Annotated in this window: 13 protein-coding genes; 1 reads left to right on the forward strand and 12 read right to left on the reverse strand. The window is 72.8% G+C overall.

All coding sequences use genetic code 11. The features are described 5' to 3' along the window. Positions 1 to 94: 94 nt before the first annotated feature. From H9623_RS05680 to H9623_RS05710, 7 genes are all read right to left on the reverse strand, one after another. On the reverse strand, positions 95 to 397 hold the full coding sequence (locus H9623_RS05680) for a hypothetical protein (protein ID WP_193719209.1): 303 nt from the start codon (positions 395 to 397) through the stop codon (positions 95 to 97). Continuing rightward, positions 394 to 1344: an SPFH domain-containing protein gene (locus H9623_RS05685; RefSeq protein ID WP_193719099.1), complete on the reverse strand. Its 951-nt coding sequence runs from the start codon at positions 1342 to 1344 to the stop codon at positions 394 to 396. Before H9623_RS05685 ends, H9623_RS05680 begins: the two co-directional genes overlap by 4 nt. A gap of 183 nt (positions 1345 to 1527) precedes the next feature. Continuing rightward, positions 1528 to 2331 (reverse strand): ABC transporter permease, encoded by an 804-nt coding sequence (locus H9623_RS05690; protein WP_193719100.1) that lies wholly within the window; start codon positions 2329 to 2331, stop codon positions 1528 to 1530. Beyond that, positions 2328 to 3455 (reverse strand): ABC transporter ATP-binding protein, encoded by a 1128-nt coding sequence (locus tag H9623_RS05695; protein WP_227748256.1) that lies wholly within the window; start codon positions 3453 to 3455, stop codon positions 2328 to 2330. Before H9623_RS05695 ends, H9623_RS05690 begins: the two co-directional genes overlap by 4 nt. Before the next feature lie 56 nt (positions 3456 to 3511). Further along, positions 3512 to 3817 (reverse strand): transcriptional regulator, encoded by a 306-nt coding sequence (locus tag H9623_RS05700; protein WP_193719101.1) that lies wholly within the window; start codon positions 3815 to 3817, stop codon positions 3512 to 3514. Beyond that, positions 3810 to 4547 carry a hypothetical protein gene (locus tag H9623_RS05705; protein WP_193719102.1) on the reverse strand — a complete coding sequence of 246 codons (738 nt, stop codon included), beginning with the start codon at positions 4545 to 4547 and terminating at the stop codon, positions 3810 to 3812. The genes H9623_RS05700 and H9623_RS05705 overlap by 8 nt, the downstream gene beginning before the upstream one ends. A gap of 229 nt (positions 4548 to 4776) precedes the next feature. Next, entirely contained in the window at positions 4777 to 5940 is a 1164-nt protein-coding gene (locus H9623_RS05710; RefSeq protein WP_193719103.1) for a hypothetical protein, read from the reverse strand. A 116-nt stretch (positions 5941 to 6056) separates the two neighbouring features. Between H9623_RS05710 and H9623_RS05715 the strand changes: the two genes are divergently transcribed. Next, positions 6057 to 6932 (forward strand): CPBP family intramembrane glutamic endopeptidase, encoded by an 876-nt coding sequence (locus H9623_RS05715; protein WP_407671845.1) that lies wholly within the window; start codon positions 6057 to 6059, stop codon positions 6930 to 6932. Between the two features lie 106 nt (positions 6933 to 7038). On the opposite strand, the gene H9623_RS05720 is transcribed toward H9623_RS05715, so the two are convergent. The 5 genes from H9623_RS05720 to H9623_RS05740 all read right to left on the reverse strand — a co-directional run bounded on the left by H9623_RS05720 (position 7039) and on the right by H9623_RS05740 (position 13983). Continuing rightward, complete coding sequence (locus tag H9623_RS05720; RefSeq protein WP_193719104.1) at positions 7039 to 8766, reverse strand: dipeptide ABC transporter ATP-binding protein; 1728 nt, start codon at positions 8764 to 8766, stop codon at positions 7039 to 7041. After that, a complete protein-coding gene (locus H9623_RS05725; RefSeq protein WP_227748237.1) occupies positions 8763 to 9812 on the reverse strand; it encodes an ABC transporter permease in 1050 nt (349 codons plus the stop codon). The genes H9623_RS05720 and H9623_RS05725 overlap by 4 nt, the downstream gene beginning before the upstream one ends. A 1-nt stretch (position 9813) precedes the next feature. Beyond that, positions 9814 to 10926, reverse strand: a complete 1113-nt coding sequence (locus tag H9623_RS05730) for an ABC transporter permease (RefSeq protein ID WP_193719105.1) — start codon at positions 10924 to 10926, stop codon at positions 9814 to 9816. Between the two features lie 147 nt (positions 10927 to 11073). Next, entirely contained in the window at positions 11074 to 12711 is a 1638-nt protein-coding gene (locus H9623_RS05735; protein WP_193719106.1) for an ABC transporter substrate-binding protein, read from the reverse strand. Between the two features lie 252 nt (positions 12712 to 12963). Next, the gene (locus H9623_RS05740; protein ID WP_193719107.1) at positions 12964 to 13983 is read right to left on the reverse strand and encodes an HdeD family acid-resistance protein; all 1020 of its coding nucleotides are present in this window, start codon (positions 13981 to 13983) and stop codon (positions 12964 to 12966) included. Positions 13984 to 14044 lie beyond the last annotated feature (61 nt).

The raw sequence follows: 14044 nt of genomic DNA on the forward strand, positions 1-14044 counted from the left end.
TTCCGCGCGGTCGAGAACGAGGTTGAGGTCGTCATCCCCGGGATGGCGACCTCAACCTCGTTCTCGGCACGGGGGGCGGGCCAGGCGCCGGCGGCTACTCCGCCGGAGGACGCCCCGGGCGCCGGGCCGGACGGACGTCGCGCGGCAACCTGCCCTCCGCGTCGAGGGCGCGGCGCAGCACCATGTCGATCTGCGCGTTGACGCTCCGCAGCTCGTCCGACGCCCACCGTGCGAGCGCGTCGTGCACCGCCGGGTCGAGGCGCAGCAGGACCTGCTTCCGCTCGGTCCGCGCCCGCCGGGCCGCACCCGTCCCCGCGGCGGACGCGGCGGCGTCGGGCTCCGGGACGCCGTCCCCCGGCTCCCCGCCCGGAGCGGGCGCCGGGACCTCGGGGGTCACGAGTACAGCGACCCCGCGTTGACGACGGGGGTCGCACGGCTGTCGCTGCACAGCACGACGAGCAGGTTCGAGACCATCGCGGCGCGGCGCTCGTCGTCGAGCGTGACGATCGACTCGGCCTCGAGACGCTGGAGAGCGTCCTCGACCATGGACACCGCGCCCTCGACGATCCTCGACCGGGCCGCGATGATCGCCCCGGCCTGCTGGCGCTGGAGCATGGCCTGCGCGATCTCGGGGGCGTACGCGAGGTTGGAGATGCGGGCCTCGACGACCTCGACACCGGCGATGACGACGCGCGCCGCGACCTCCTGAGCGATCTCCGCCGACACGAGCTCGGTCGCGCCGCGCAGGGACTCCTCGCCCTCCTCGGCCTGGTCGTACGGGTGGGACATGGCGACGTGGCGCAGCGCGGACTCGGACTGGACGCGGACGAAGTCCTGGTAGTCCTGGACGGCGAACGTGGCCTTCGCGGTGTCGGCGACCTGCCAGACGACGATCGCGGCGATGTTGATGGGGTTGCCGTCGGCGTCGTTGACCTTGAGCTCGCTCGTCTCGAAGTTGCGCACGCGCACCGAGACGCGCTTGTGCGTCGTGAGGGGCACGGTGAAGACGAGCCCCGTGCGGCGGATCGTGCCGAGGTAGCGGCCGAAGAGCTGCACGACGAGCGTCTGGCCCGGGTTGACGACGCCGAGCCCGGTGAGCAGCAGGATCGCGAGGACCGACACGACGACGCCGCCCAGGACCGCGGGCCCCTCTCCCACGGCGAACAGCGCGACCGCGCCGACCGCGAGCAGCGCGACGCCGAGCAGCGCGACCAGGGCGCCGCCCGCACCGGTCGACCAGGCGGGGCGCTCGGTCACGTCGACGCGTGTGCCGTCGTGGCCGACGGGGCGCCCGCTCGGCTCGCCGCCCACGGACTCCTGCGGGGGGACGGTGGTGTCGCTCATGACGGTTCCTCTCGTCGGGCTGCGGCGCCTCGCGTCCCGCATCTATCAAAGTGATATCACATTTACCCCGACGGGTGGAAGCGAGAGGACGGTCGTCCCGCTCGCGCCCCGTCGAGAACGAGGTTGCGGTCGCCATCCACCGGACGACGACCGCAACCTCGTTCTCGACACCACGAGACGCGCCTACCTGAACCGGCGCCCCTCGTCCCGCCGGTACGCCCACACCGCCAGCGCCGCGAACACCACGGTCCACCCCAGCAGCACGACCCACGCGAGCCCGTAGGCCGGCTCTCCCGTGAGCGCCTGGATCATCAGGTCACGGCCCGCGCGCGTCGGGGTGGCCTCGGAGATCGTGTTCAGCCAGTCGGGGAACAGGAACGGCGGCACGAACAACCCGCCCAGGAACGCGAGCGGGAACAGGATGACCTGCACCACGGGCAGCGCGGCCTTGGCCGAGAGCGAGTAGCCGATCGCGATGCCCAGCAGCACGAACGGCACCGACACGAGGAGCACGGTCCCCACGCCCGCGAGGAGCTGCGACCACGTCACGGAGGCCGCGGTGAACAGCCACCCGATGAGGATGAGCGGCACGAGCCCGAACAGCGAGAAGATCCCGCCGTTGAGGATGCGCGCGATCATGCGCGGCGCGGGGCCCGCGGGCAGCGAGCGCAGGAACGGGTCGAACGGCAGCGCACGGTCCTCCGCGACGCCCAGGCCGTAGGTGAAAAGGCTCGCCGAGCAGATCGCGAACAGCCCGAGCGACGCGACGGCCATGGTCGCCGCGACGGGGTCGCCCGCGACGGTCGGCTGCGGCACGACGAAGAAGAACATCGCGAGCGCCGGGAAGAGCAGGTTCCCGAGGACCGCGATGGGCACACGCACGGTCTCGAGGAACTGGTACTTGAGGTGGATCCAGGTGAGGGTCGCGGCGCCGGGCGGGCGTCCGCTCACGCCGGGGGTCGTGGTGACTGCGTCGGGGGTGCTCATCGCGCGCTCTCCTCCTCGGAGGTCCGCCGGTCCAGGGTGCCCGACGGCGTCGCGCCCGTCGGGGTCGGCGCCCCACCGGGTGCGGTGGTCGCGCCAGGTCGGGCGCCGGGCGGAGCGGTACCCGCGGGGGCGCGCGCGACCATCTGCTCGAACGCCTCCTCGAGGCTCGCGCCCCGGATCTCGAGGCCGTGGAACGGCAGTCCCGAGGTCACGAGCGTGCGGACGAGCTCGTCGGCGTCGGCCGTGAACAGCTCGTAGCGCCAGCCCCCGGCAGACCCGGCGGACCCGGCGGACCCGGCAGCCCCTGCCGCCGCGGTGCCACCGACGGCGTCCGGGGCCCCGGCGGTCCTGGCCGCCGGGCCGTCGGGGGTCCGCTCGGACCGCACGACGCCCGGCAGGTCCGTCCCCAGGTCCGCGGTGCTGCGCACGACGACCCGCCGCAGCCCGACGCGGCGCAGGATCGCGTCGAGCGTGTCGTCGGCCTTGACGACGCCCTGGTCGATCACGACGACGCGCTGGGCGAGCGCCTGCACCTCCTCGAGGTAGTGGCTCGTGAGCAGCACGGTCCCGCCGTTCGCGTGATACTCGCGGATCGCGGCCCACAGCGCCTGCCGCGCACCGACGTCGAGGCCCGTGGTGGGTTCGTCGAGCAGGACGACCCGGGGCCGGCCGACGAGCGACAGCGCGACCGCGAGGCGGCGCTTCTGCCCGCCGGACATGGCCCCGGTCTGGCGTCCCGCGAGCTCGGACAGCCCGAACTGCTCGAGCAACTCTCCCGTGGGCACCGGGTTCGCGTAGTGCTTGCCGACGAAGTCGACGACCTCGCGGACCTTGAGCGTCGCGGGCAGGCCGGTCTCCTGGGGTGTCAGGCCGAGCCCCTGGCGGGACGAGGCGTCGCGCGGGTCGCCGCCGAACAGGCGGACGACGCCCGTGTCGGGCTTGCGCTGCCCGCTCACGAGCGAGAGCAGCGTCGACTTCCCGGCGCCGTTGGGGCCCAGGAGGCCCACGAGCTCACCGGCCCCGACCTCGAGGGTCACGTCGTCGAGCGCGACGACGTCGCCGAAGCGTCGGGTCACGTGCTGCACGGAGACGAGCGCCGTGCGCGGTGCTGCCTGGCTGGACAGCGACGGGGTTGAGGGCTCCCCGCGGGCGCCCTCTGCGGCGTCGGCTTGCTGGCTGGTCACGATCCGGCTCCTCTCAGGAGCATGCTCAGGGACTCGGTGTAGACCTCGAAGGCGCGTCGCCCGCGAGGGGTCAGGCTGATGTAGGTGGCCGGGGTGCGGCCCTCGTGCGTCTTGGTGACGGTCACGTACCCGGCGTCCTCGAGCTTGCGCAGGTGCGTCGAGAGGTTGCCCGCCGTCATGTCGAGGAGCTTGCGGAGCCGGGGGAAGGCGATCTGGTCGCCCGTGCCGAGGGCCGCGAGGGTCGCGACGACGCGCAGCCGCGACTGGGCGTGGATGACCGGGTCGAGCTCGACGTCAGGCACGGACGTCTCCCGCGATCCGGCGGCGGGTCCGCACGCGCAGGACCTGCTCGACGAGGGTCATGAGCAGGAACCCGCCTCCCCCTGCGGCAGCCATGACGAGGTAGAGGCCCGGGAGGCCCACGATCGTCGCGGCTCCGGCGACGATCAGGATCCACACGCCCAGGACGTACAGGCGGCTCTCCTGCCACATGGCCCCGCCCGCGAGGTACATGATCCCGACGACCAGGCACGACAGGGAGTTGCTCGCGAGCGCCATGACCTCGGGGTTCGCGTCCGCACGGGCGAGGCCGGCGAGGACCATGCTCATGGCTGCGAACGAGATGAACCAGGCCCAGCCGTAGAGCGCGCCCGAGCGGGCACCCGTGCCGCGCAGCCCGCTGGTGCGGGTCAGGACGTGCACGATCGTGACCGCCACCGCCGAGACGATGAGGAACGTGAAGGCGAGGAAGGCCCAGGGCTCGGGCTGCCCGACGGCGCCGCCCGGCCCGGCCGCTCCGGTCGCCGTCGCTGCCGCGTCCGCCGTGCGCAGCGAGCTCGCGTAGAGCGTCGTGTAGCCCAGCACCCAGGCCAGCCCCCAGACCCCGTAGAGGACGCGGCCGTCGGGCTCGACGTCCTTGGCCTTCTCCTGCTGGGCCGCGATGAGTCGCAGGCTCTCGGCAGGGTCGAGCGGCAGGTCGTCGTCGGACCCCTGGGTGGGTCCGGCGGTCTGGTCGGGCGTCTGGGCAGGCACGGCGGCTCCTCCTGAGGTTTGTACTGCAAACTACTTTGTAGCCTGACAGCAGGAGCGGGGTCTGCGCAAGGGGTCGACCGGGATCCGTCGGACGGGCACGGCCAGGCAGACATGGCCGGGCAGACGACGAGAGGCGCCCTCCGCAGAGGACGCCTCTCGTGTCGTGGGGCGCGTCGCGCCGGGGGCACCGTCAGGAGCAGCGTCGAACCCGGGGTGCCGGAGCCCAGGCCTAGTGCGCGGCCCCCGCCCCCGAGACGCCGCCCGGCAGGCTCTCGGCACCTGTGCCGCTCCCCGTGCCGCTGCCGGTTCCCGTACCGGGCAGCTCCTCGAGGTCGGTGGCTCCCGAGCCGGAGCCCGCGCCCGCGCCCGAGCCGTCCGTCCCCGCACCGGAACCGGTGCCGCCCGACTCCTCACCGGTCCCCGGCGTCGGGTTCGGCTCGGGGGACACCGGCGCGGTCGGCTCGGGGTCCGGGACCGTGGTCGCGGGGTCGCTCGGGGCCGGGGCCGGCACGGACTCGCTCGGAGCGGGCGTGCTGCCCGTGCCCGGCGAGTCGGTCGAGGTGTCGCCCGTCGTGTCGCCCGTCGTGTCCCCCGTCGTGTCGTCGGTCGACGCGGGCGCACGCGAGACGACGTGGCTGATCGACGTGCCCGAGCCCTCCTCGCCGCGCAGGATCTCGCTCAGGGGGCGCCCCGCGATCACCTCGACCAGGGTCACGCCCAGCAGGATCACCGCGAAGACGCCGACGGCCGACAGGATCAGGGTCTTGCGGCTCGGGCGACGCGAGGTCGCACCGTCCGCCTCGTCGCCGTCCGCACCCTCGTCCGGGCCGTCGCCGTCCTGCCCACCGTCCGCGACGCCGTCGGGCCCGTCGGCCGCCGCGGTGTGCAGGTCGCCCAGCGGCGTGCCGTCGAGGTCCGTCGGGTCCAGGACCACGGTGCTGTCCGGGTCGTGCGTGCCGTCGACCGCGGGCAGGACCGCGGTGCTCTCGAGGGTGTCGTCGGTCCGCCCGTCCCCGTCGGAGCCCGACGAGCCGCCCGTCGACCGGGACGGCGCGAGCGTCGGCCGCAGGACCTTGCGCCCGTTCTTGCCCACCGGCAGCACCACGCCCGCCTGCAGCGCAGCCTTCATCTGGCGCCGCGTCTTGAGGATCGAGCGCGTGTAGAGGTTGTTCCCGACGACCGTCAGGACCGAGGCGACGCCCGCACCGATGATCGTCCCGGCGACCCCCAGGTACGACAGCAGGACCGTCGAGCTCACGGCGGCGAGCGCGCTCGCGACGACCTGCGTGACGGAGAGGCCTGGCGGCTTCTCGTCGAGGTCGTCGTCGGGGTCGTTCGACGCCGAGGCGTCCGGGGCGGTCGGGCGGATGGAGGGAGGAGTCTGAGAAGTCACGGTCCTTCCAGGGTAGGAAGGTCGTCTGCAGGCCGCTCGTACGCCCCTTGGCCAGCCGACGAGGATTCTGTGAAGACCGTGCGGCAGTCGGCATCAACCGGTGCTATAACGACGAGGTGACCATTCCCCCCGGCCCGCCCGGCACGGCCGCCGGCACAGACACCACCCCCGGAGCGTCGGCCGACGGCAGGCGCTCGCGCTGGGCCCCGACGACGGCCGACCGCCCCGAGACCCGCCGGCGCATCGGTGCCGAGATCTGGATCCTGCTGGGCCTGAGCCTGGGGCGCTCGGGCGTGTACGCGGTCGTCAACATCGTCGCGCGGCTGACCGAGGGCACCCCGCTCGCCGAGCAGAGCGCGAGCATCAACAACAGCCAGTCACCCCGCCCCTACCTCGACCTGACCTACCAGATCCTCAGCATCGGCTTCGCGCTCGTGCCGGTCGCGCTCGCGCTCTACCTGCTCTCGGCGCGCGGCCGGTCGGTCACCCGGGCGATCGGGCTCGACGGCAGCCGGCCGTGGCGCGACACGGGCTGGGGGTTCGCGCTCGCCGCGGTCATCGGCATCCCCGGGCTCGCGCTGTACGTGGCCGGCCGTGCGCTGGGGATCACGGTCCAGGTCAACCCCGCCAACCTCGCCGACTACTGGTGGACGGTGCCGATCCTGATCCTCGCGGCCCTCCAGAACGGGCTGCTCGAGGAGGTCATCGCGGTCGCGTACCTGTTCGAGCGCACCAAGGACCTGGGCTGGGGACGCGTGAAGTTCGTCGTGTGGAGCTCGCTGCTGCGCGGCTCGTACCACCTGTACCAGGGCATCGGACCGTTCATCGGGAACGTCGTCATGGGCGTCGTGTTCTCGTGGTTCTACACGAGCAGGTGGGGGCGGCACCGGGTCGTGCCGCTCGTGATCGCCCACACGCTCCTCGACGTGGTCGCGTTCGTGGGTTATGCCCTGCTGCCGCGCGAGTGGCTCGAGGCGCTGGGCGTCGGCTGACCGCCGCCGCCAGGCCACCCACGCGCCGCCGAGTGCGGAGCAGTTGTCGTCAGAACTCCTGTTCGGCAGCAACTGCTCCGCACTCAGCGCGCGGGCGCGCGGGCCCTCAGACCCGCAGCGCCCGCAGCTCCTCCCGGCGCTCGGCCTGGAGCACCGGGTCCGGCACGGGCAGCGACGCCAGGAGCTGCTTGGTGTACGTGTGCCGCGGCGCCCCGAGGACCTCGGCCGACGTCCCCTCCTCGACGAGCCGGCCCCGGTAGAGCACCGCGATCCGGTCCGCGAGCAGGTCCACGACCGCGAGGTCGTGGCTGATGAACAGGCACGCGAACCCCAGCTCTCGCTGGAGCTCGGCGAACAGCTCGAGCACGCGCGCCTGCACGGACACGTCGAGCGCCGACGTCGGCTCGTCCGCGACCAGCAGCTCGGGGTCGAGCGCGAGCGCCCGGGCGAGGCTCGCGCGCTGACGCTGCCCGCCGCTGAGCTCGTGCGGGTACCGGTCGCCGTACGAGCGCGGGAGCTGGACCGACTCGAGCAGCTCGTCGACCCGGCCGCGCGCGTCCGCCGCGTCAGCGGCCCGGCCGTGCACCACGAGCGGCTCGGCCACGCACTCGGCGATCGTGAGGAGCGGGTTGAAGCTCGACGCGGGGTCCTGGAACACGAACCCGATGCGCGGCCGCACGGGCCGCACGGCACGCTCGCGCGCACCGCACATCTCCACGCCGAGCACCGAGAGCGACCCGCCCGTGACGGGTGTGAGACCGCCGATCGCCCGGCCGATGGTCGTCTTGCCGCTGCCCGACTCCCCCACGAGCCCCAGCACCTCGCCGGGGCGGATCGTCAGGTCGACGTCGTCGACCGCGAGGAACGCGGGCTTGCGGAACCGGCCCGGGTACTCGATCCGCAGCCCCTGGGCCACGACCACGGGCGCACCCTCGGCCCACCCCTCGGCACGCGCCTCGACGCGGGCGGCCGCGTTGACCACGCCGCCACCGACGCGGGGCACGGCCGCGAGGAGGGTGCGCGTGTACTCGGCCTGCGGGTCCGCGAACAGCGTCCGGACGTCGGCCTGCTCGACGACCTTGCCCTGGTACATCACGGCCACGCGGTCCGCGAGGTCCGCGACCACGCCCATGTTGTGCGTGATGAGGACGATCGCCGTCCCGAACTCGTCGCGGCAGCGCCGCAGGAGGTCCAGGATCTCGGCCTGCACGGTCACGTCGAGCGCGGTCGTCGGCTCGTCGGCGACGATCAGCCCGGGGTCGAGCGCGAGCGCCATCGCGATCACGACGCGCTGCTTCTGCCCGCCGGAGAACTGGTGCGGGTACTTGTCCACAGCCGTCTCGGGGTCGGGGATGCCGACCCGGCGCAGCACGTCGATCGCCTGCTCGCGCCCCTCGGCGCGCCGCACGCGCCGGTGCGCCCGCAGCCCCTCGACGATCTGCCACCCCACGGTGAAGACCGGGTTGAGCGCTGCCGACGGCTCCTGGAAGACCATCGCCACGTCCGTGCCGCGCACGGCCCGCAGCTGGGAGCGGCTCAGGCTCACGACGTCGGACTCGCTCGTCCCCGCCTTGTTCGCGAGCACGACGGCGCCACGCGCCGTCGCGGTCTCCGGGAGCAGGCCGAGGATCGTCTTGGCGGTCACGGTCTTGCCGCTGCCGCTCTCGCCGACGACCGCGAGCACCTCGCCCGGTGCCACCTCGAGGTCCACGCCGTCGACGGCGAGGATCGGTCCGGCGTCGGTCGCGAACGAGACCGTGAGGTCCCGGACGGTGACGACCGCACCCGAGGCGCGCGACGCCGTCGGGCCGGTGGTTGGTGCCTGCGCGCTCACGGGCGCACCTCGATTCCCTCGTCGCCCAGCGTCCCCGAACCTTCCAGACCGCCCAGCCCCGCGGGGCCGGCCGTCAGCGCACCGCCCGGCACGACCGACGTCTCCGCGACCTCGCCCGCACCGACCGCGGCCGCCCGGCGGCTGCGCAGGCGCGGGTCCGCCAGGTCGTTGAGGCTCTCGCCCACGAGCGTGATGCCCAGGACCGCGAGCACGATCGCGAGGCCCGGGAAGAGCGCGGTCCACCAGATGCCGCTCGTCACGTCGGACAACGACTTGTTGAGGTCGTAGCCCCACTCGGCCGCCGCCGTCGGCTCGATGCCGAAGCCCAGGAAGCCGAGCCCCGCGAGCGTGAGGATCGCCTCCGACGCGTTGAGCGTCACGATGAGCGGGAGGGTGCGCGTCGCGTTGCGCAGCACGTGCCGGCCCATGATGCGGCGGTGCGGCGTCCCGATCACGCGCGCCGAGTCGATGAACGCCTCGGCCTTGATCCGCACCGTCTCCGCGCGGATCACGCGGAAGTACTGCGGGATGAACACGACCGTGATCGAGAACGCGGCGGCGAGGCTGCCGCCCCACAGGTCCGACTGGCCGCCGCTGATGACGATCGCCAGCAGGATCGCGAGGAGCAGCGACGGGAACGCGTAGATCGCGTCGCACACGACCACGAGGACGCGGTCGAGCCAGCCCCCGAAGTACCCCGAGACCAGGCCCAGCAGGACCCCGACCACGATCGACGCCGCGATCGCGACCACGATCACCAGGGCGGCGGTCCGCGCGCCCCAGATCACGCGCGACAGGACGTCGTACCCGCCCACGGTCGTGCCGAGCAGGTGCTCGGCCGACGGCGGCTGCTGCGCCCCGAACAGGACACCGTCCGCGCGGAGCTGGCTGAAGCCGTACGGCGCGAGCCACGGCGCGGCGATCGCGGTGAGCAGGAAGATCGCCGTGACGACCAGGCCCGCGACGAGCATGCCGCGCTGCAGGCCCACGCTCTGCCGGAGCTGGTGGACGACGGGCAGGCGGCCCCAGGAGAGTCGGCGGGCCATGTCAGTACCTCACCCTCGGGTCGATGAGCGCCGCGAGGACGTCCACGAGGAAGTTCGTGACCGCGACGATCACGGCCAGCAGGACGACGATCCCCTGGACCGCGACGAAGTCACGGGCCTGGAGGTACTGCGCGAGCATGAACCCCAGGCCCTTCCACTCGAACGTGGTCTCCGTCAGGACGGCCCCGGCCAGGAGCATCGCGATCTGCATGCCCATGACCGTGATGATCGGGATGAGGGCTGGACGCCACGCGTGCGTGCGGACGAGCCGGCCCTCGGAGACGCCGCGCGAGCGGGCCGCGTCGACGTAGTCGGTCGCGAGCGTGCCGATCACGTTGGTGCGCACGAGGCGCAGGAACACCCCCGCCGTCAGCAGGCCCAGCGCCACGCCCGGCAGGACGGCGTGCAGGAGCACGTCGCCCAGGACCGCGGGGTCGCCCGTGCGGATCGCGTCGACGACGTAGAAGCCCGACGGGTCGGGCAGCGCCATCATCTGCAGCTCGGCGCCCGTGGACGCTCGGCCCGCGACGGGGAACCACCCGAGACCGACCGAGAAGACGAGCTTGAGCAGGAGGCCCGCGAAGAACACGGGCGTCGCGTAGCAGAGGATCGCGAAGATGCGCAGGACGGCGTCGGGGATCCGGTCCCGGTGGTGCGCCGCGACGAGCCCGAGCGGCACGCCGACCAGGAACGCGATGATCAGCGCGTAGACCGCGAGCTCGAGCGTCGCGGCGCCGTAGGTCGTCAGGACCTCGGACACCGGACGGTTGTCACTGATCGTGGTCCCGAAGTCGCCGCGCACGATCCCGCCCAGGTACTCGAGGTACTGGACGACGAGCGGACGGTCGTACCCGGCCTCGTGGATGCGCTCGGCGAGCTGGTCCGCCCGCAGGCGCCCGCCGAGCGCGGCCGTGATGGGGTCGCCCGTCGATCGCATGACGACGAACACGGTCGTCACGAGGATGAAGACGGTCGGGATGATGAGGAGGAACCGGACCAGGACGTACCGCCCCAGCCCACCTCCTCCGGACGTCTTCTTCCGCGGGGGTGTGGAGCGGGAGGTCCCGGTGCCCGGCGGGTCGGCCGTGGTCACCTGGTCGGTCGTCGTGGTCATGTCGTCCGTTCGTCGTGGTCCGAGCCGCGCTGCTCGGTGGCCTGCGGTCCTGCTGCGCGGGCCCGGGGCTCCCGTGACGGGAGCCCCGGCGAGAGTGCTCGGGGCGGGCCGGACGCCGTCGGCCGGACCACCCCGAGCGCTGTGGGGTCAGCCCTTGGAGAGGGCTCCGTAGCGGAACTTGAAGGACGCGTCGAGCGTGTCCTCGGTCCCTTCGACGCCCGTTCCGACGACCGCGACCTGCGCACCCTGGAGGTACGGCACGGTCGAGAGGTCCTCGGCGACCTTGGTCTGGATCTCCTCGATGAGGGCCGTGCGGGCTGCCGCGTCGGGCGTGGCGGCCTGCTGGAGGATCAGGTCGTTGACCTCCTGGTCGGAGTAGTGGTTCGCGAGGAAGTTCTCCTGGAGGAAGAACGGCGTCAGGTAGTTGTCGGCGTCGGAGTAGTCCGGGAACCAGCCGAGCTGGTAGGCGGGGTAGACGTCGGCCGTGCGGTCCTTGGAGTACTGGACCCACTCGGTGGTCTGCAGGTTGACCGCGAACAGGCCGCTCTCCTCGAGCTGGTCCTTGATGAGCGCGTACTCCTCGCCCGACGACGGACCGTAGTGGTCGTTGCTGTACTGCAGGTCGAGCGCCACGGGGACCGTGACCCCCGCGGCCTCGAGGCGCGCCTTGGCCGCGTCGGCGTCGGCACCGCCCTGGCCGTCGCCGTACTGCTCCTTGAGGGGCTCGACCGCGCCGGTCAGGCCCGCGGGGACGTACGAGTACAGCGGCGTGTAGGTGCCCTTGTAGACCTGGGTCGCGATGGCGTCGCGGTCGATCAGGTCTGCGACGGCCTGGCGCACGGCGAGCGCCTTGGCGGGGTCCGCCCCCTCGGCCTTCGCGCCGTACGGCTGGGAGTCGAAGTTGAACGTGATGTAGCGGATCTCGCCGCCCGGGCCGTCGACGACCTTGACCTTGTCGTTGCCCCGGAGGTCGTCGATGTCGGTCGCGGACAGGCTGCGGAAGGCGACGTCGATGTTGCCCTCCTGGATGTCCAGCTTCAGGTTGGACGCGTCGGCGTAGTACTTGGTGTTGACCTTGGCGGTCGCGGCCGGGCCGAGGACGCCCTGGTAGTCGGCGAAGGCCTCGTAGGACACGAGGTTGTTGAAGTCGTAGCTCGCGATCGAGTACTGGCCCGCGAACGCCTTGCCGGCGACGATCTCGGTGTCGGGCGTCAGGGCGTCCGCCGCGAAGACCTCCTCGTCGACGATGGGGCCGGCGGGGCTCGACAGGATCTGCGGGAAGACCTGGTCGTCGGGCGACTTGAGCGTGAAGACGACGGTCGTGTCGTCGGGCGCGGCGACGCTGGCCAGGTTGTAGAGCAGCGACGAGGGGCCGTTCTCGTCGTTGATCGCGACCTGCCGGTCGAACGTGAACTTCACGTCCGAGGACGTGAGCTCGTTGCCGTTGGCGAACGTCAGGCCGGGCTTGAGCTTGACGGTGTACTCGGTGGGCGCGGTGAACTCGGCCGACTCCGCGATGTCGGGCTCGACGTCGGGGCTGCCGTACGGGGTGTTCAGGAGGAACGGGTACACCTGGTTCATGACCGCGAAGGACCCGTTGTCGTACGAGCCGGCCGGGTCGAGCGTCGTGACCTTGTCGGTCGTGCCGATGGTGAGCGCGCCGCCCGCGCTCGCGTTGCCGCCGCCGTCGTCGTTGCCGCCGTCGCCGCACGCCGTGAGCGTGAACGTCACGACGGCGAGGCCCGCCGTTGCGGCGAGGAGCCGCTTCCTGGAAACGGTCGTCATCCGTCACACCTCTTCTTCGGGGTCCTGGGGCAGGGGCGCGGTGGCGCTCCCACGGCCTGGCACTGTGACCAAGGTGCGTGATGTCTAACACATCGTTGTTTCGGTCAAGCACCCCCGAAGGGCGAGATGGTGCGGTTCCGGTCATGTTGTTACCGGGTCGTAACTCCCGCCTCCACATGGTGAGACGGATCACAGGGTGAAGTTACCCAGGAGTACGTTCCGGTGCGTCACGCCCTGTTCGGAGCGGGCCGCTCACCGACCGGACGTCCCCTGCCCGACGTCGGACCCCGGCTCGGGCGGCCGGGTCACCTCCTCGGGCGCGACGTCACGCGCGGCCACGCCTCCCGTCTCGGCCGCCTCCCCCGGGGCCGCCTCCCCCGGGGCCGCCTCCCCCGGCGCCGCTGCGCCCGGGACCTCGCCGACCTGGACCTCGCCGCCCGGGGTGATCTCCGCCGTCGGGCCCGCCTGACCTCCCCCGACCGGGGCGGGCGCTGCCGCGGCCTCCGCGACCACCGGTGCCGACGGCCCCGCCCCCAGCACCGACCCTCCCGTCACGACCACCCCCGCCGCGACCGCCCGGGCCCGCAGGTCCGCGAGCTCGCGCGCGACCGACCGCACCCCGAAGCCCGAGACCACGTGGATCGCCCCCGCGACGAACGCGTACAGCCCGAACACCACGACCGTCAGGCTCAGGACGTCTCCGGCGTCGACCGGGCGCGTCACGAGCAGCAGGCCGAACAGCGCCGACACGATCCCGAACGTGAGCATCCACGACCACCCCAGGTCGCGGTTGCGCACCAGGCCCGCCGCCCCGACGATCGCCGTGACCCCCAGCACCAGGACCCACACGACCAGGACGTAGTAGAGCGCGACCACGCTCAGGTCCGGCCAGAACGTCACCGCGAGCGCGAACAGGACGTCGACGACCGCCTGCGCGAGCCACCACCGCCACCCCACCTGCCGGCGGTGCGCCAGCCCCTGGGCCGCGACGAGCACCGCGTCCACCACGAGGAACGCGCCGAACACCCATCGCAGCGTCTCGAGCTGCTCGAGCGGCTGGATCATGAGCAGCAGCCCCAGGACCACCAGGGCGACGCCCCGCACGACCGGGAGCCACCAGACGTTCTTGAACGCGTGGGGCTGCTCCGGGAGGCCCGCCGCGTCCTCGCTCCGTGCCTTGCTCCGTGCCCTGCCTCGTGCCACGAGCCACCGCCGTCCGCGTCGTGCGCTCTGCCGGGGCGACCCGGCGTGGGAGCGCTGCCTGCGGTTCATGGTGCTGGAGGTTGGTCACACTCGCGCGCCGAAGGGCGCCGAACACCAGGACCAAGCGGGC

It is taken from the genome of Oerskovia douganii (genome assembly GCF_015142735.1).
Taxonomy (GTDB): domain Bacteria; phylum Actinomycetota; class Actinomycetes; order Actinomycetales; family Cellulomonadaceae; genus Oerskovia; species Oerskovia douganii.

What these genes read in the sequence shown, in the direction of transcription:
- H9623_RS05730 (WP_193719105.1), bottom strand. Translation starts at nt 10,926, where the DNA reads ATGACCACGACGACCGACCAGGTGACCACGGCCGACCCGCCGGGCACC.
- H9623_RS05690 (WP_193719100.1), bottom strand. Translation starts at nt 2,331, where the DNA reads ATGAGCACCCCCGACGCAGTCACCACGACCCCCGGCGTGAGCGGACGC.
- H9623_RS05725 (WP_227748237.1), bottom strand. Translation starts at nt 9,812, where the DNA reads ATGGCCCGCCGACTCTCCTGGGGCCGCCTGCCCGTCGTCCACCAGCTC.
- H9623_RS05740 (WP_193719107.1), bottom strand. Translation starts at nt 13,983, where the DNA reads ATGAACCGCAGGCAGCGCTCCCACGCCGGGTCGCCCCGGCAGAGCGCA.
- H9623_RS05735 (WP_193719106.1), bottom strand. Translation starts at nt 12,711, where the DNA reads ATGACGACCGTTTCCAGGAAGCGGCTCCTCGCCGCAACGGCGGGCCTC.
- H9623_RS05685 (WP_193719099.1), bottom strand. Translation starts at nt 1,344, where the DNA reads ATGAGCGACACCACCGTCCCCCCGCAGGAGTCCGTGGGCGGCGAGCCG.